Below are 17,514 nucleotides of genomic sequence, written 5' to 3' on the forward strand. Positions count from 1 at the left end.
GAAAAATGATCAGCAGGTTGCGGTTCACCCTCGGGTGGCCGGGACCGGGCCGGAGGGCGGGGCATGGGCAGGGACACGGTGACGGTTTCCTACGCCGAGGGCTGGGACGCCGGCGCGTTTCGTCGGGCAGTGGGCCTATGACGAGCTGGGACGGCGAACCCACGAGGTCGATCTCCGGTTGCTGGAGGACGACCGTCTGTTCCGGCGGCAGTGCGTGGAACAGCGGTACGCCTCACCGGAACAGCCGGACCTGGCGCCCGACGCCTGGCGGCTCACGGTGGAACTCCTCCCCGGTTGCCGAGGCCGCATCGTTGTGGCGCCCGCCGAAACCCATGCGTATGGAGTTGCCCGTCGACGACCTCTTTCAGCCGGGAACCCCTTCTCCGTGGAGCGCTGGGACGAGACGGAGACAGCCGAGCCGCGGCACATCGCCATGGTGCGCATCCCGAGCGGGCGCCTGGCCGTCTCGGCCCCTCTCGACGAGAAGCCCCGGGAACTCACCGAGCGCATACCCCCCGGCGAGTACGCGCTGGAGGCGGCCGTGATCGCTGGCGAGGGCGAGTACGGCGAGGATCGGTTCCCGGTCACCGAGGCGCCCGCCGTGCGCCTGTTGATCCCGGACGAACCCGCCGTCGCCTGGGAGTCGGCGCTGAGTGAGGGCGAAGACCCCCGTCTGCTCCTCGACGGCCACGCCTACGGCTTCAGCACCGACGCAGCGACCGGAAGCGACCTGGTGTCGTTCTGCACGGGGGGGGCGACGGGACATGGCCGGTATGCCTCTAGCGTCGCACCATGCAACACCGTGGACGTACGGGCGCATTCGCCGACAGGCGGCATGCCACCAAATCCCCCGGCTTCCGTGGCTTCCGCGCGGTCCGCCCGCCCAGTCCCGCGCACTCCTCACCCACCCGACGGCCCGCCACCGCTGGAAGCCGACGACCGGCCGACTGTTCATCGACATCGGCATCGTCGTCACGACTGCCTGAACCGGCCGCGGCAGACCATTCGCCTCCGCCGACACTGTGCGCGGGCACGCCCCATCGCGTCGCTGGGGCTGCCGATGACATCGTGACAGGACTGGTGGCTAGCCGATCCTGTAGAGAGTCGCCAGGTCGACCAGGAGCAGATCGTCACGGTCGGCCGCGGACTCCATCAAGTCCGGGTAGAAGCCGTGCAGGGAGAACAGGGCCAGTGTGGTGCCCGTGGTGTCGTAGCCCTGGTCGGTGAGCAGGGCGCGGATGTGTTCCAGGCGCTGCAGGTCACCCGTACCCCGGCGAGCAGCGGTGGCCTTGGCCTCGCCGATGAGGGCGATCCTGGCGCGCGGAGCTTGCGGGCGTTCGCCCAGGGCCAGGGCGATGACGTCGACCTCGTGCTTGGTGCGGGCCGCCGGGTCGGCCACCTCGGTGGTACCGACCGGGCCGGGCAGGCCGCCGGGAAGCAGGGTGTGGGCGTACCGACGGGTGAAGGCGCGGGCGAGGTCCTCGAAGTGGGGGCCGAGGATCTTGGAGTTGAAGGTCGGCGCGGCGGCCTGCCATGCCTGTTCGGCGAAGCCCTGCTCGACGGTGGCCGCCTGCGGCAGGGTGATCAGCTGGTTGAAGCGGATGACGGGGTCGGCCAGCGTGATGACGGGGTGGCGGGGACGCAGGATGTCCTGCTCGCGCTGGACGTAGCCCGTGGACTCCAGGACGTCGAGCGGGTGGGTAACGGCGTTGCGCTGGCGTTCCAGGGCCGCGCCGATCCTGGTGGGGGTGGTGGCTCCCTGGGCGATCGCGGTGAGGATGTCGTAGTACAGGGTGTGCTGGGTGATCCGCGGATCCTCGCGCAGCAGATACTCCGTCTCCGTGCGCGAGTACACCGCCCGCCCCGGGTCCAGGAGCGTCCGCGTCAGCCAGGAGGCGAAGCCGTCGTTCGGGTGCGGGCGTGCCGCCACCGGCCGGTAACCGGGAGCGCCACCGAGAACGGCGTGCACCTGCAGGGCGGTCAGCGGGTCGTCGATCTGCCAGAACACGCGGCTGGCCCGGTAGTCGAAGGCTCCCAGCCTCAGATCGATCACCGCACGGCCGCGCAACGGCTTCGTTCCCGACAGCAGTTCGTGCATGACGCTCATCGCGGACCCACACAGGATCACCCGCGCTCCAGGTCCGACCCCGGTGCCCCGCTGGCGCTCGTCGTAGAGCTGCTGGAGCAGGCCGGGGATCTCGGGAGAGTGCTGGAGGAGATACGGCAACTCGTCGATCACCAGCAGCGGAGTCTGTGATCGCGCGGTGACGTCAAGGGCGTTGGACAGGACATCACGCCAGTCGGTCAACCGCAGCGTGCCGGGCCGCAGACCCGCGTGGGCCGCGATGGCATCGCTGAACCGCTGGATCGCCGGCAGCCGCCCTTCCTCCCGCACCGCGGTGACGTACAGACCCCCGACCCGCTCCGACAGCGCCTGCAGCAGATACGACTTCCCGTGCCGCCTGCGCCCCGACACGATCCCCAGACGCATCGCCGGATCCGGATCCGTGACGAACTCGGTGAGCAGACCCCACTCACGATCACGGTCGACCACGTCCTCGGGTTTGGCAAGCACGCCTTCGTCCACCGAACTCCCCACAGCTTGATCGACCACGATTCTGTCTAAGTCTACTTAGACAGAATCCGTCCAGCCCGCCTTTCCTGACGACCGGGCAACAGGGATCACTCGCGGTAACCGCCGCGGAGTCATGTCAGCGGCTCCCCCCGACAAGGCCGTCACGTGCGTCGCGACACCTTGCTTAGGTCGGCCTCACCGACGAGAGCCGAGCATCATATGAGCGTCAGGAGTCCCGACGATCGGACATGAGGCAGGCCCGAAGGGTTTGACCTGCCGGATACCGCGTAACAGGTCGAGACCCACCGGCGCTTCTGCTGAACTGCAGGTCAGCGGTTCTTCCCCGCCGGCTCCAAAATCGCCACGCACTCCACGTGGTGCGTCATAGGAAACAGATCGAACGCCCGGAGCGTACGGACCCGGTATCCGTTCTCGCGGAAATAGCCCACGTCCCGTGCCAGGGCCGCCGGATCGCAGGCGACGTAGGCGATGCGGCGGGGGGTGAGGGAGGCCAGGTGGGTCACCGTTGCACGGCCCGCGCCCGCGCGGGGCGGGTCCAGGACGACGAGGTCCACCTCGGTGATGCCCGTGCGCGGCAGGACGGACTCGACCTTGCCCTGTTCGATGCGCACGCGTGGGAAGTCCGCGAGGTTGTGGCGGGCGTCCTCCACGGCCCGCTTGCCCGACTCGATGCCGAGCACCGCGCCCTTCTCGCCGAGCCGGTCGGCGAGGGCCCCGGCGAAGAGGCCGGCACCGCAGTACAGATCGAGGGCCATCTCGCCCTTGCGCGGCAGCAGGCCCTGCATGACCGCGGTCACGAGGGTGTCCGCCGCCTTCGGGTGGACCTGCCAGAAGCCGCCGTTGCCCACCCGGTAGGTGCGGCCGTCCGCGCGTTCGCGGACGAAGGGGCGGCCGTGGACACGGTGCACGCCGCCGGACTTCTCGTCGACCCTGAGCACCGAGACCGGCTTGTCCAGCTCCACCAGGGGCAGCCGGCCGCCGGGACGCGGCGTGAGGATCACCTGGCGGTCCCCCGAGCCCGTCGCCGCGATCGCCTCGACCGACGCCATGCCGGACCAGTCGCGCTTCTCGACGCCGAGTTCGTCGACGCCGTCGGCCGCGATCATGCAGTGGTCGATCCGCTCCACCTCGTGCGAGCGGTGCCGGCGCAGCCCGGCGTGCCCCTCGGCGTCGACCGCGTACTGCACGCGGGTGCGCCACCGGGGTACTTCGCCCGCCGGGAGCTTGTCGCCCTCGGCCGGCATCACCGTGCCGTCCCAGCCGGCCTCCTCGGGGGTGAGGCCCGCGAGGCGCCGCAGTTGCTCGGCGACGACCTCGCCCTTCAGCCGTCGCTGGGCGCCCGGCTTGGCGTGCTGCCAGTCGCAGCCGCCGCAGCGGCCGGGTCCGGCGTAGGGACAGGGCGCCTCGACGCGGTCCTTGGCGGCCTCAAGGACCCGCACCGCGTCCGCGCGAAGGAAGCGGGCGCCCTCCTCGCCCTCGGTCACCCGGGCCACCACCCGCTCGCCGGGCAGCGCGTGCCGGACGAACAGCACCTGGCCCTCGGAGGTACGGGCGATGCAGTGGCCGCCGTGTGCGACGGGGCCGATCTCGACCTCGTACTCCTCCCCCACGAGGGACCCCGCCTGCGACTTCTTCGGTTCTGCCTGCATGGCGGGGTGACTCCAGATCGGGGAAGGGGGAACGGCCCGCTCGGGGGCCGACGACAGCCCACCAGTCTACGTGCTCCCCCACGACCCCGGCCCCGCCACCGGCCTCCCCAGCGGGCAGCCCTCAACACCGGGCCCACCACCCCACAGCCCCGACGCACAGCTCCCCACCCCTCGGCCACCACCACCGGGCTCCCCAGCGCTCAGCCCCGGCGCCGCGCCCCTCACTCCCCAGCCCCCGCCGCCGACCTCCCCGAGCCCGCAGCCGCGGTGCCGCATGCCGCATGCCGCGGGCTCACGTTCAGTTTCCGGTGCTCGGTTCCTTCGGCCGTTGCTCCGCCGGGCCGCGCCGCACCGCGCCGGGCGCGTTCCACTCCTGCCGTCTGCGGGCCCGGTTCCTGGCCGCCTCGGAGGACTGGAGCTGGTAGGGGACGGAGGTCACCATGACACCGGGCGTGAACAGCAGGCGCCCCTTGAGGCGCAGGGCGCTCTGGTTGTGCAGCAGGTGCTCGTACCAGTGGCCGACCACGTACTCGGGGATGATCACGGAGATCGCGTCGCGCGGCGACTCCTTGCGCAGGCTCTTGACGTACTCGATGATCGGCCGGGTGATCTCCCGGTAGGGCGAGTCGAGCACCTTCAGCGGCACCTCTATCCCACGCCGTTCCCACTCCTCGCGCAGCACCTTCGTCTCCGCCGGGTCGACGTTGACGGTGAGTGCCTCCAGGGTGTCCGAGCGCATCAGCTTGGCATAGGCCAGCGCGCGCAGTGTGGGCCGGTGGATCTTGGAGATCAGGACGATCGAGTGGACCCGGGACGGCCGTACGCTGTCGTCGCTCGGGCCCTCGGGGGCCGCGATCTCCTCGGCCACACGGTCGTAGTGCTTACGGATCGCGGTCATCGTCGCGTAGAAGATCACCATGCCGAGCAGGGCGACCCAGGCGCCGTGGGTGAACTTGGTGACGAGGACGACGACCAGGACCAGGCCGGTGAAGAAGGCGCCGAACGCGTTGATCGCCCGGGAGCGGATCATGTGGCTGCGCCGGGCCGGGTCCCGCTCCACCGCGAGGTGCCGGTTCCAGTGCCGGACCATGCCGGTCTGGCTGAGCGTGAAGGACACGAACACGCCGACGATGTACAGCTGGATGAGCCGGGTCGAGTCGGCTCCGTAGACGAAGACCAGCAGGGCGGCGGCGCCCGCGAGCAGCACGATGCCGTTGGAGAAGGCCAGCCGGTCGCCGCGGGTGTGCAGTTGGCGCGGCAGATAGCGGTCCTGGGCGAGGATCGAGCCGAGCAGCGGGAAGCCGTTGTAGGCCGTGTTGGCGGCCAGGAACAGCACCAGCGCGGTGGCCGCGGCCAGCACGACGAACAGGAGGCTGCCCTTGCCGAAGACCGCCTCGGCGACTTGTGAGATCACCGGGTTCTGGACATAGCCGGAGCCGAGCGCCACACCGTCGTGGAGCAGGTCGGCGGCGGGGTTCTCGGCCATGCGGACCTTGGTGGTCATGGCGAGGGCGATGATGCCGCAGAACATCGTCACGGCGAGCAGGCCCATCATGGCCAGCGTGGTCGCCGCGTTCTTCGACTTGGGCTTGCGGAAGGCCGGAACACCGTTGGAGATGGCCTCGACGCCGGTCAGCGCGGCACAGCCGGACGAGAAGGCGCGCAGCAGCAGGAAGACGAGCGCGAAGCCGGCGAGGCCCTGGTGCTCGGCCTTGATGTGGTAGTCGGCGGTGGGCGCGCGCATCGTGTCCCCGAGGACCAGGCCCCGGAACGCGCCCCAGACGATCATGATGAAGACGCCCGCTACGAAGACGTACGTCGGAATCGCGAACAGCGTGCCGGACTCCTTCACGCCGCGCAGGTTCATGAGCGTCAGCAGCACGATCACGGCGACCGCGCACAGCACCTTGTGCTCGACCACGAAGGGGATCGCGGAGCCGAGGTTCTCGATGCCGGAGGAGATGGACACGGCGACGGTCAGGACGTAGTCGACGAGCAGCGCGCTGGCGACCGTGAGGCCCGCCTTGGGGCCGAGGTTGGTGGTGGCGACCTCGTAGTCGCCGCCGCCGCTCGGGTAGGCGTGCACGTTCTGCCGGTAGGAGGCGACCACCGTGAACATCAGCACGACGACCGCGAGCGCGATCCAGGGGCTGAAGTGGTAGGCCGACACGCCCGCGATGGACAGGACCAGCAGGACCTCCCCCGGCGCGTAGGCGACAGAGGACAGCGGGTCGGAGGCGAAGACGGGCAGCGCGACCCGCTTCGGCAGGAGCGTTTCACCCAGCCGGTCGCTGCGCAGCGCGCGCCCGATCAGGATCCGTTTGGGCACGTCGGTCAGTTTGGACACGACAGAGGATCGTAAGGGTTCGAACTGGCAGCCGCCCACCTGCCGTCCCGGATCTGCCTCACGAGTGAACTCCGGGGCGGAGGGAACTTCGGATTCCGTGGGCGGCGCGTTCCCCGTGTCTGGATGGCAAACCCGCCTGTCGCCGCACCTCGGAGGTTCCATGGCCGCGACCGCACAGCTGATCGGCGCCGCCGCCTCGCTCGTCGGCCTCGGATTCCTGACGCTGCTGAGCGTGCGCAGCATCACGCGCCGCTGACCACGAGCGGGCCTGCACGGGGGTGCCCACCCCGTACGGCGCGTGTGTAGCTTGAGCGTCGGTCTGAGACCCTGAGGGGGCCGACCCCGACGGGGCCGAGCAGTGACTTTTCTGGACATCGGAAGGACGGTCGTGCACATCGTCATCATGGGCTGCGGCAGAGTGGGCTCCGCCCTCGCCCAGACCCTGGAGCAGCAGGGGCACACGGTCGCGGTGATCGACCAGGACCCCACGGCCTTCCGCCGGCTGGGCCCTGGATTCGGCGGCCGCCGGGTCACCGGGGTCGGCTTCGACCAGGACACCCTCCGCGAGGCCGGCATCGAGGACGCCGGCGCCTTCGCCGCCGTGTCCAGCGGCGACAACTCGAACATCATCTCGGCGCGGGTGGCCCGTGAGATGTTCGGCGTGGAGAACGTCGCGGCCCGTATCTACGATCCCCGCCGCGCCGAGGTCTATCAGCGCCTGGGCATTCCCACCGTGGCCACGGTCCGCTGGACGGCCGACCAGATGCTGCGCCGGCTGCTGCCCTCGGGCGCCGAACCGCTGTGGCGCGACCCCACCGGTGGCGTCCAACTCGCCGAGGTGCACACCTCCCCGGCCTGGGTCGGGCACAAGGTCAGCAGGCTCCAGGACGAGACGGGGGTCCGTGTGGCGTTCCTGACCCGTCTCGGCGAGGCGATCCTGCCCACCTCGCAGACGGTGTTGCAGGAGGGCGACCTGGTGCACGTGATGATGCGGACGGACGACGTCGACAAGGTCGAGGCGGCGTTCGCCGAGGGCCCTGAAGAGGAGGGCGGTCACTGATGAGGGTCGCCATTGCCGGTGCCGGCGCGGTCGGCCGCTCGATCGCGGGCGAGCTGCTGGAGAACGGCCACGAGGTTCTGCTGATCGACAAGGCGCCGACCGCGATCTCGGTCGAGCGGGTACCGCAGGCGGAGTGGCTGCTGGCCGACGCCTGCGAGATCACGTCCCTGGACGAGGCCGCGTTGCAGCGCTGCAACGTGGTGATCGCCGCGACGGGCGACGACAAGGTCAACCTGGTCGTGTCCCTGCTGGCGAAGACGGAGTACGGCGTGCCGCGCGTCGTGGCCCGGGTGAACAACCCGAAGAACGAGTGGCTGTTCAACGAGGCCTGGGGCGTCGACGTCGCCGTGTCCACCCCGCGTCTGATGTCCGCGCTGGTCGAGGAGGCGGTGAGCGTCGGCGACCTGGTGCGGCTGCTGCGCTTCAGCCACGGCGACGCGAACCTGGTCGAGCTGACCCTGCCGGAGGAGTCGGCCCTGGCCGGCACCCAGGTCGGGGACGTGGAGTGGCCCGAGGACACCTCCCTGGTCACCATCATCCGCGGTAACCGTGTGCTGGCCCCCTCCAAGGAGGACTCCCTGGAGCCGGGAGACGAGCTGCTGTTCGTGGCCGCCCAGGCCCGAGAGGAGCAACTGGAGGACCTGCTGTCGGTACGCCGCGAGGACGACTGAGCCCGGCCGCACCCGACCGAGTACGCCGCAGGGGGCACCCGGAGACCCCGAGCGCCCCCCTGCGGCCACACCGCCTTCGACTGCACCCGTACCGCATCGCGGACTTTGACCGCACCCTCGCGGCGCCGAGGACTTCGACCACAGCCCCGCCGTGTCAGACACGTCGGGCACTTGCTCGCTGCATCCGGCACTTCGGGCACTCCCTCGCCCCACCGAAGGCCACGGCCACCCCCACCGCATCCGGCACTTCGACTGCCCTCCGCCGCATCGCGCACCTCGGCCACACCGTCCCCCGCCGCATCGGCACTTCGGGCACGACCTCCGCCGCATCGCACACTTCGGCCGCACGCCGCCGCGTCAGGGACTTCAACCGCGCCCCCGCCACATAGCAGACCTCGGCCACGCCCTACCCCCGACGAGGACATCGGCCACACACCGCCGCATCCGGCACTTCAACTGCACCCCCGCCGCATCAAGCGCTCGGCCGCACCGCACCCCCAGCCGCGTCGGCGGCTTCCGCCGCACCCCCCGCCCCGTCGAGGACATCGGCCACACCCTCACCGCGTTCAGGGACTTCAGCCGGACCCCCACCGCAGCGCAGACCTCTGCCACGCCCTACCCCCGTCGAGGACATCGGCCACACACCGCCGCATCCGGCACTTCAACTGCACCCCCGCCGCATCAAGCGCTCGGCCGCACCGCACCCCCAGCCGCGTCGGCGGCTTCCGCCGCACCCCCCGCCCCGTCGAGGGCCTCGGCCACAGCGCGCCGCGTCATGGACTACAACCGCACCCTCGCCGCATCACGCACCTGGGCCACAGCTTGCCCCGTCGAGGACTCCGGCCACACCCCGTGGCATCCGGCACTTCAACTGCACCCCCGCCGCATCAAGCGCTCGGCCGCACCGCACCCCCAGCGGCGTCGGCGGCTTCCGCCGCACCCCCCGCCCCGTCGAGGACATCGGCCACACCCTCACCGCGTTCAGGGACTTCAGCCGGACCCCCACCGCAGCGCAGACCTCTGCCACGCCCTACCCCCGTCGAGGACTCCGGCCATACCCCCCTGGCATCCGGCACCCCCGCCGCATCAAGCGCCTCGGCCGTACCGCGCCCCCGCCGCGTCAGGGCCTTCGGCTGCCCCTAGCCGCGTCCGGGGGCTTCCGCTATGCCTCGCGGCGGTGTCGGCCCGCGGGTGACTCCTCGCCGCGCTCCGCGGCCGCCCCGGCCTTGCGCTGCTCCTCGGCCCGCTCCTCGGCCTCCATCTCCGCGAACACGTCGATCGGCGCGGGCGCCTTCGCGAGGAAGACCCAGGTGAGCCAGACGGCGAGCAGGAACGGCGGGATCTTCAAGGTCACCAGGACCCAGCCGAGCTGGGTGGTGTCCGCCCACCAGTACAGCGGGAAGAGGATCATGCACTTGCCGAACAGGATCAGCCCCCAGGCCCAACTGGCCTTGGCGTACGCCTTCTTGCGGCCGGGGTTGCGGGTACGCCAGGACAGGTTCTCCTTGAAGACCGGGCCGAGGATCAGTCCCATGAGGGGCACGCCGGCGATCGTCGTGACGATGTACGCCAGGGACAGGCCCAGGGTGTAGAGCATGCCGGGGAGGTAGAAGTCCTTGGCGTTGCCCGTGAACATCGCGAACACGACGCCGAAGGCCACACCGAAGACGCCGCTGAAGGCGTGCTTGACGGTGTCCTTCTTGGCCAGCCGCACCACCAGCAGGACCAGCGACACGGCCAGCGCGGCGATCGCCGACCAGTGCAGATCCTTGTTGATCGTGTAGATCGTGACGAAGAGGAGTCCGGGCAGGACCGTCTCGACCATGCCCCTGACACCGCCGAACGCCTCGAAGAGCGCGGCCTCGGTCACCGCCCGGGCGTCGTCATGCTGAGTGGTGTCTTCGGTCGGCTTGTCGAGTGACGTCACCGGCTACTCCCGTCCGAGGGGTCTCAGTTCGTACTTCGGGTTGAACAGCACCCGGCGGCCCCGGCTCATCGAGATCCGGCCCGATGCGATCAGTTTGCGCCCCGGTTCTATGCCCACGATGGAACGCCTGCCCAGCCACACCACGTCCAACGCGGCGGAACCGTCGAACAGCTCGGCCTCCAGGGCCGGGACTCCGGCGCGTGGGCGCAGCGTTACCGTGCGCAAGGTACCAGTTACCGTGACGATCTGCCGGTCCTGGCAGTCACCGATCCGTATACAGCCGGCCGTGTCGGTGTCCTCCCGCAGCTCCTCGGACTCCAGGTCCTCCTGGGACGAGGAGAGCCGGCCGAGCATGCGCCGGAACCGGCCCACCGGCTTCTCGGAACGCGGAACAGCACTCATATCAGAAGCGTACCGGGGCCCACCGACGGCGACGTACCGGTGGGCAGATCCCCGCCCGTCCGCTGGGGTTCGGCCACGCCCCGAAGGGGCGCGGGGCCGTAGCGACATGCGGCTCCGCCGCGCGGGCGCGACCAGCCATGACGCAGCCGCGGACGAACGACGGCACACCACAGCGCACCCAGCGGAGCGTTCAGCGTTCGAACCGGTAGCCCATCCCCGGTTCGGTGATGAAGTGCTTCGGGTGCGAGGGGTCCGTCTCCAGCTTCCTGCGCAGCTGCGCCATGTACACGCGCAGGTAGTTGGTCTCCGTCCCGTACGAGGGTCCCCACACCTCCTGAAGCAGCTGCTTCTGGCTGACCAGCCGCCCGGTGTTGCGGACCAGCACCTCCAGCAGATGCCACTCCGTGGGGGTCAGCCGTACGTCCCTGCCGCCCCGGTTGACCTTCTTGGCGGCCAGGTCGACGGTGAACCCCTCGGTCTCCACCGTCGTCACGTCGTCCTCACCGGGACCGACGGGCTCGGCCCGGCGCACCGCGGCCCGCAGCCGGGCCAGCAGCTCGTCCATGCCGAACGGCTTGGTCACGTAGTCGTCGGCGCCCGCGTCCAGCGCCTCGACCTTCTCGTCCGAGGAGTGCCGGGCCGACAGGACCAGGATCGGCACCCGGGTCCAGCCGCGCAGGCCCCTGATCACCTCGACGCCGTCCATGTCGGGCAGGCCCAGGTCGAGGACCACCACGTCCGGGTGGCGGGAGGCGGCGAGTTCGAGGGCGGTCCTGCCGTCGGGGGCCGCGTCGACCTCGTACTTGCGCGCCCTGAGGTTGATCACGAGGGCGCGCACGATCTGCGGCTCGTCGTCGATCACGAGCACCCGGGTCATGAGGCCTTCCTTTCCGGTTCTGCTGCGCCCTCTCCGGTGCGAAGGGGCTCGGGACGCGATCCTGCCGCCCGCAGGCTGAGGACCATGGTGAGGCCGCCCCCGGGCGTGTCCTCGGCGTTCAGCGTGCCGCCCATCGCCTCGGCGAAGCCGCGCGCGACCGCGAGGCCGAGCCCCACCCCGGCACCGCGCGGCGCGTCGCCGTAACGCTGGAACGGCTCGAATATCCGGTCCTTCGCCTCGTCGGGTATGCCCGGCCCGCGGTCCACGACCCGCACCTCCACCCGGTCGGCGATGGCACTGGCGGAGACCATGACACGCCGGTCGGGCGGACTGTACTTGACGGCGTTCTCCACCAGGTTGGCCATCGCCCGTTCGAGGAGCCCGGGATCGACGGCGACCATCGGCAGGGTCTCGCGGATGTCCAGATCCACGCTGTCCTCGGGGACGCCGACCAGCGCCCACGGGACCACCTCGTCGAGGTCGACCTCGCGGACGATCGCGACGACCGTGCCGGTCTGCAGCCGGGACATGTCGAGCAGGTTGCCGACCAGGTGGTCGAGGCGGTCGGCGCCCTCCTCGATGCCTTCGAGCAGCTCCGCCCGGTCCTGTTCGGACCAGTCGACGTCGTCGGACCTGAGCGAGGTGACCGCGGCCTTGATCCCGGCCAGCGGAGTGCGCAGGTCGTGGCTGACCGCGGCCAGCAGCGCGGTGCGGATCCGGTTGCCCTCGGCCAGGGTGCGGGCCCGGTCGGCCTCTTCCTGGAGGCGCCGGCGGTCCAGCACCACGGCGGCCTGCGCGGCGAACGCGGCCAGCACCCGGCGGTCCTCGGCGGGCAGCACGCGGCCGGTCAGCGCGAGCGCCATGTGGTCGCCGACCGGCACGTCGACGTCGGCGTCCTCGGGCCGCTCCAGCGGCGGGCCGAATCCGGCGCGGCCCGCGCAGGTCCAGGGCTCGACGTCGCCCGCCCGCTCCAGCAGGGCGGCGGACTCCATGCCGAACGTCTCCCGGACCCGCTCCAGCAGTTCCTCCAGGCCGGTCTCGCCCCGCAGCACATTGCCGGCGAGGAACGACAGGATCTCCGACTCGGCGCGCAGCCGGGCCGCCTGGTGGGTGCGCCGGGCCGCCAGGTCCACCACCGAGGCCACCGACACCGCGACCCCGACGAAGATCGCGATGGCGACGATGTTGTGGGGGTCGGCGATGGTCAGCCGGTGCAGCGGGGGCGTGTAGAAGTAGTTCAGCAGCAGCGACCCGAAGGCCGCGGAGGCCAGGGCGGGCAGCAGCCCGCCGAGCAGGGCCGCCGCCACCGTCAGCGCCAGGAACAGCAGCATGTCGTTGGCGAGTCCGAGGTCCACGGCGTTCAGGCACAGCGCCATGGCGACCGGACCGAGCAGCCCGACCACCCAGCCGGAGACGATCCGGGTCCGGCCGAGCCGGGCGCCCCGGGCGACGGGCAGCCCGCGGCCCTTGGCGATCTCCTCGTGGGTGACGATGTGCACGTCGAGGTCGGGGCCCGACTCGCGGGCGACGGTGGCGCCGACGCCGGGCCCGAAGACGTACTGCCAGCTCTTGCGGCGCGAGGAGCCGAGGACGATCTGGGTGGCGTTGACGCCGCGCGCGAAGTCCAGCAGCGCGGCGGGTATGTCGTCGCCGACGACGTGGTGAAAGGTGCCGCCCAGGTCCTCGACGAGGGTGCGCTGGACGGCCAGTTCCTTCGGCGAGGCCGCGGACAGGCCGTCGCTGCGGGCTATGTAGACGGCCAGCACCTCGCCGCCTGCGCCCTTCTCCGCGAGCCGCGCCGCCCGGCGGATCAGGGTGCGTCCCTCGGGGCCGCCGGTCAGGCCCACGACGATCCGCTCGCGCGAGCCCCATATCGCGGAGACCCGGTGCTCGCTGCGGTACTGCTTCAGATACTCGTCCACCCGGTCGGCCACCCACAGCAGCGCCAGCTCCCGCAGGGCGGTCAGGTTCCCGGGCCGGAAGTAGTTGGACAGGGCCGCGTCCACCTTGTCGGACTGGTAGATGTTGCCGTGCGCCATGCGCCGGCGGAGCGCCTGTGGCGACATGTCGACCAGCTCGATCTGGTCGGCGCGGCGCACCACCTCGTCCGGTACGGTCTCCTGCTGCCGTACGCCGGTGATCGACTCGACCACGTCGCCCAGTGACTCCAGGTGCTGGATGTTGACCGTGGAGACCACGTCGATGCCGGCCGCCAGCATCTCCTCCACGTCCTGCCAGCGCTTGGTGTTGCGCGAGCCCGGGATGTTGGTGTGGGCCAGCTCGTCCACCAGGGCGACCTGGGGGCTACGGGCCAGGACCGCGTCCACGTCCATCTCGGTGAAACGCCCGCCCCGGTAGTCCAGCTCCCGGCGCGGCACCTGCTCCAGGCCGTGCAGCATCACCTCGGTGCGCGGCCGGTCGTGGTGCTCCACGAAGGCCACGACGCAGTCGGTGCCCCGCTCCACACGCCGGTGAGCCTCGGACAGCATCGCGTAGGTCTTGCCCACGCCCGGTGCCGCGCCGAGGTAGATCCGGAGCTTTCCACGTGCCATGGCCCTATTGTCTTCCCGTCACTGCCGCCTACGCAGCGTCGACCCTACGGCCCGCAATCGCGACGAAAGGGACGGGCGGTCGGGGCACAGGCAACTTTGACGCAACCCTGATGAGCCGATCCACCTCGATCCCCCCAGGTCAGCCCAGCCCGAACCAAGTCGCCCCCGCAGGGCCGACCACCGCCGCCAGCCGGACCGGAACGACCGTCACCGACTGTGCCCGGAGCGCCCCTGCCCCTCACCGACTCCCGAGCCACATCAGCCACCGCCCGTCGCCGACCACCAAACCGGGCCGGACCTGCCGTCACCGGATGCCAGGCCGCGCCGACCACCGCCCGCTGCCGGGTACCGAGGCGGCCGTCGCCCGTTGCCCCGCCACGTCAGCCACCGCCCGTCGCAGACTCCCGAGCCAGGCCGACCGCCGCCGGCTGCCGAGCTGGGGCGGCCCTTGCCGGTTGCCAAGCCGAGCTGCCCGCTGCCCGCTGCCAAGCCGACCACCGCCCCTCGCCGGGGCGGGGCGGCGGGCTGTCCCGGGGTGTCAGTGTTCGGTGATCTTGCCGTCGTTCAGCTCCAGCACGCGGTCGGCCAGGTCCAGCAGGGTGGTGTCGTGCGTGGCGACCAGTGCGGTGACCCGCTCGCTGTGGACGACGGCTCGCAGCAGCTCCATCACGGCGTGACCGGTCTCGGCGTCCAACTGCCCGGTGGGCTCGTCGGCGATGAGAAGCGCGGGGCGGTTGGCGAGGGCGCGAGCGATGGCGACGCGCTGCTGCTGGCCGCCGGACAGCTCGCCGGGGCGCTGGGCGGCGTGGTCGGCGAGACCCACCAGGGAGAGCAGCAGCTCGACGCGTTCCTCGCGCTCGCGCGGATCGGCCCGGCGCAGCCGCATCGGCACGCCGACGTTCTCCGCCGCGGAGAGGATCGGGACGAGCCCGAAGGACTGGAAGACAAAGCCGATCCGGTCGCGCCGCAGTTCCAGCAGGCCGTTCTCGTCGAGTGCGGCGAGATCCCGGCCGTCCACGGTGATCCTGCCCCGGTCGGGCGCGTCGAGCCCGCCGACGACGTTCAGCAGGGTGGTCTTGCCGGATCCGGAGCGCCCTTTGAGGGCGACCAGTTCGCCGCGCGGGATCTCGAAGGAGACCCCGCGCAGCGCGTGCACGGCGGCGGCTCCCTGCCCGTACGACCGGTGCACGTCCTCGACACGCACCATCGTCTCGGTGACCACCTGAACGTTCATCCCACTCCCCCCTAGGACCGGGCGCCAGTATGGCTGGCCGACACCCGGCCGTCCAAGGGGTGCCGCAAAAAGGGGCCGCACCCCCGGCAGGGGTACGGCCCTGGTCGCGTTCGCCGCTCAGCAGGCCCGACGAAGTCCGTTGCGGTTCGACAGCGCCATGAAGAGGCGCGGGGAACGGCGCGACCGGCCACGACGGCGCCGCAGCCGACCGACGGCACATCGCGGCACGACCAGCGGAGCGCTCAGCGGACCTCGGTGATCTCCGGTCCGCGCTGCAGTTGGCCCATGCCGCCGGAGAAGCGCGAGGACTCCTCCTGCTGAACGCCCTCCGGGACCATCTGGGCGTCGTTCGGCAGCTTCAGGACGATCGGGTCGCGGGGCGCCATCGGCCCCTCGCCGCGGACCACGACCGTGTCCCGGAAGATCTGCTCAAGCAGCCCGGCGGCCTGCGGCTGCACCGCGCCCTGGCCCGAGATCACGCCGCGCAGGAACCAGCGCGGGCCGTCCACACCGATGAACCGCACGACCTGGAAGCCGCCGGTGCCGTCCGGCAGTTGCACCGGCACCTGGGCGCGCAGTTCCCAGCCCAGGGGGCCCTCGACCTCGTCGACGATGCCACCCTGCTGGGTGATGCCGGTCGCGATCTCCTCGCGGACCTCGCCCCAGATGCCCTCGCGCTTGGGCGCGGCGAAGGCCTGCAACTGGACCGCGCTGTCCCGCAGCACGACGGTCGCCGCGACGATCGCGTCGCCCGCGACCTCGACCCGCAGCTCCATGCCGTCCACGCCCGGCACGAACAGACCGCCGAGATCCACCCGGCCCTCGGCCGGGTCACGCACCTCGGAGGCGTCCCACGGCCCTTCGGGGCGGGGCTCCGGTTCGAGCCGCAGCCGCTCGGGCTCGCCTGCTTCATCCTCGTCCGCCTCGGTGTCGACGCTGTCGACGACCTGCTCGGCCTCGCCGGCCGCGTCCTCGGCGGCACCCTTCTTCTTGCGACGTCCGAACACGTCACTGTCCTTCCCGGTCGGATACGACCGAAGCGTATCGATTCCCACCCGCCTGGCCGCCCTCGGCGACCTGACCGCTTGTGCCGCTCTCGCCGCCCACCGCGGCATGGCCCCCGGTGGACCCGAAGCCCCCCTCGGCCCGCGCCGAGCCGGGAAGCTCCGCGACCTCCTGGAAGCGGACCCTCTCGACCTGCTGGACGACCAGTTGGGCAATCCGGTCGAAGCGCTCGAACCGCACGGACTCGCGCGGGTCGAGATTCACCACGATCACCTTGATCTCCCCACGGTACCCGGCATCAACCGTCCCCGGGGCATTCACGAGGGCGACACCGCAGCGGGCGGCAAGACCGGATCGAGGGTGCACGAACGCCGCGTACCCGTCCGGGAGGGCGATCGACACTCCCGTGGGCAGCACGATCCGCTCGCCCGGCTTCAGTTCGCACCTCTGCGTCGTCCGCAGATCGGCCCCGGCGTCACCGGGAAGCGCGTACGCCGGAAGCGGTACGTCGGGGTCGACGCGCCGGATCAGCACGTCCACGGGGGCACGCGGCCCCGGGGGGACGGAGCCCGCCGGGGGCCCGGGGTGCGGGGCGCTCACGGGTTCACCTCGAAGGCGCGGGCGCGCCGGACCTGGTCCGGGTCGCTCAGGGCGGCCTGGATCTCCTCCTCGCGGCCGTTGTCGACGAAGTGGTCGACCTTGACCTCGATGAACAGGGCGTCGGCGCGGACGGCCACGGGGCCGTCGGGGCCTGCGATGCGTCCGACCACACTGGAGTAGATCTTCCGCCCGGCGACCGCGGTGACCTCGGCGGCCAGGTGCAGCGTCGTGCCGACCGGCACCGGCCGCACGAAGTCGGTCTCCAGTCGGCCCGTCACCGCGATCGTCCGCAACAGCCAGTTCAGCGAGCCCAGCGTCTCGTCCAGGGCGGTGGCCAGCACACCCCCGTGCGCGAGGCCGGGGGAGCCCTGGTGGGCGGGCTGCACGGTGAACTCTGCGGTCAGGGTGACGCCCTCGCCCGCCCGCGCCTCCAGGCGCAGCCCGTGCGGCTGCTCGTGACCACAGCCAAAACACTGTTCGTAATGCGAACCGAGCAATTCGCCGGGTGCGGGCGCGTCGGGATGCCGCACCGGCGTCACGGCATCGGCAGGGGGCTGAAGAGCCGCGGAACTACCAGTCACAGCCGCAGACCTT

Annotated in this window: 14 protein-coding genes; 3 read left to right on the forward strand and 11 right to left on the reverse strand. The window is 71.3% G+C overall.

The features are described 5' to 3' along the window. The first annotated feature begins 178 nt into the window (after nucleotides 1–178). Nucleotides 179–1,072, forward strand: coding sequence for a DUF4241 domain-containing protein (locus ACFYTE_RS23325; RefSeq protein WP_388713551.1), 894 nt, complete (start codon nucleotides 179–181; stop codon nucleotides 1,070–1,072). 12 nt (nucleotides 1,073–1,084) lie between these two features. Here ACFYTE_RS23325 and ACFYTE_RS23330 read toward each other — a convergent pair whose 3' ends face one another. The 3 genes from ACFYTE_RS23330 to ACFYTE_RS23340 all read right to left on the reverse strand — a co-directional run bounded on the left by ACFYTE_RS23330 (nucleotide 1,085) and on the right by ACFYTE_RS23340 (nucleotide 6,592). Beyond that, a complete protein-coding gene (locus ACFYTE_RS23330) occupies nucleotides 1,085–2,575 on the reverse strand; it encodes an ATP-binding protein (protein ID WP_388713553.1) in 1,491 nt (496 codons plus the stop codon). 329 nt (nucleotides 2,576–2,904) lie between these two features. Beyond that, the gene (locus ACFYTE_RS23335) at nucleotides 2,905–4,245 is read right to left on the reverse strand and encodes a class I SAM-dependent RNA methyltransferase (protein ID WP_388713556.1); all 1,341 of its coding nucleotides are present in this window, start codon (nucleotides 4,243–4,245) and stop codon (nucleotides 2,905–2,907) included. Nucleotides 4,246–4,543: 298 nt separating this feature from the next. Then, nucleotides 4,544–6,592, reverse strand: a complete 2,049-nt coding sequence (locus ACFYTE_RS23340; protein WP_388713559.1) for an APC family permease — start codon at nucleotides 6,590–6,592, stop codon at nucleotides 4,544–4,546. Between the two features lie 388 nt (nucleotides 6,593–6,980). Between ACFYTE_RS23340 and ACFYTE_RS23345 the strand changes: the two genes are divergently transcribed. After that, nucleotides 6,981–7,652 (forward strand): potassium channel family protein, encoded by a 672-nt coding sequence (locus tag ACFYTE_RS23345; RefSeq protein WP_388713562.1) that lies wholly within the window; start codon nucleotides 6,981–6,983, stop codon nucleotides 7,650–7,652. Beyond that, complete coding sequence (locus ACFYTE_RS23350; RefSeq protein ID WP_388713565.1) at nucleotides 7,652–8,323, forward strand: potassium channel family protein; 672 nt, start codon at nucleotides 7,652–7,654, stop codon at nucleotides 8,321–8,323. Before ACFYTE_RS23345 ends, ACFYTE_RS23350 begins: the two co-directional genes overlap by 1 nt. Before the next feature lie 1,162 nt (nucleotides 8,324–9,485). Here ACFYTE_RS23350 and ACFYTE_RS23355 read toward each other — a convergent pair. The 8 genes from ACFYTE_RS23355 to ACFYTE_RS23390 all read right to left on the reverse strand — a co-directional run bounded on the left by ACFYTE_RS23355 (nucleotide 9,486) and on the right by ACFYTE_RS23390 (nucleotide 17,501). After that, nucleotides 9,486–10,250: a DUF3159 domain-containing protein gene (locus tag ACFYTE_RS23355; protein WP_388713568.1), complete on the reverse strand. Its 765-nt coding sequence runs from the start codon at nucleotides 10,248–10,250 to the stop codon at nucleotides 9,486–9,488. A gap of 3 nt (nucleotides 10,251–10,253) precedes the next feature. Next, nucleotides 10,254–10,652, reverse strand: a complete 399-nt coding sequence (locus ACFYTE_RS23360) for an OB-fold nucleic acid binding domain-containing protein (RefSeq protein ID WP_388713571.1) — start codon at nucleotides 10,650–10,652, stop codon at nucleotides 10,254–10,256. Nucleotides 10,653–10,842: 190 nt separating this feature from the next. Continuing rightward, the gene (locus tag ACFYTE_RS23365) at nucleotides 10,843–11,529 is read right to left on the reverse strand and encodes a response regulator (protein ID WP_388713574.1); all 687 of its coding nucleotides are present in this window, start codon (nucleotides 11,527–11,529) and stop codon (nucleotides 10,843–10,845) included. Further along, the gene (locus tag ACFYTE_RS23370; RefSeq protein ID WP_388713577.1) at nucleotides 11,526–14,081 is read right to left on the reverse strand and encodes an ATP-binding protein; all 2,556 of its coding nucleotides are present in this window, start codon (nucleotides 14,079–14,081) and stop codon (nucleotides 11,526–11,528) included. The genes ACFYTE_RS23365 and ACFYTE_RS23370 overlap by 4 nt, the downstream gene beginning before the upstream one ends. A gap of 538 nt (nucleotides 14,082–14,619) precedes the next feature. Further along, a complete protein-coding gene (locus ACFYTE_RS23375; protein ID WP_388713580.1) occupies nucleotides 14,620–15,315 on the reverse strand; it encodes an ABC transporter ATP-binding protein in 696 nt (231 codons plus the stop codon). Nucleotides 15,316–15,557: 242 nt separating this feature from the next. Then, the gene (locus ACFYTE_RS23380; protein ID WP_351737086.1) at nucleotides 15,558–16,322 is read right to left on the reverse strand and encodes a DUF3710 domain-containing protein; all 765 of its coding nucleotides are present in this window, start codon (nucleotides 16,320–16,322) and stop codon (nucleotides 15,558–15,560) included. Nucleotide 16,323: 1 nt separating this feature from the next. Further along, complete coding sequence (gene dut, locus ACFYTE_RS23385; protein WP_388713583.1) at nucleotides 16,324–16,860, reverse strand: dUTP diphosphatase; 537 nt, start codon at nucleotides 16,858–16,860, stop codon at nucleotides 16,324–16,326. Between the two features lie 56 nt (nucleotides 16,861–16,916). After that, nucleotides 16,917–17,501 carry a PaaI family thioesterase gene (locus tag ACFYTE_RS23390; RefSeq protein ID WP_388713585.1) on the reverse strand — a complete coding sequence of 195 codons (585 nt, stop codon included), beginning with the start codon at nucleotides 17,499–17,501 and terminating at the stop codon, nucleotides 16,917–16,919. Nucleotides 17,502–17,514: the final 13 nt, after the last annotated feature.

It is taken from the genome of Streptomyces sp. NPDC004629, assembly GCF_042873595.1.
Classification (GTDB): domain Bacteria; phylum Actinomycetota; class Actinomycetes; order Streptomycetales; family Streptomycetaceae; genus Streptomyces.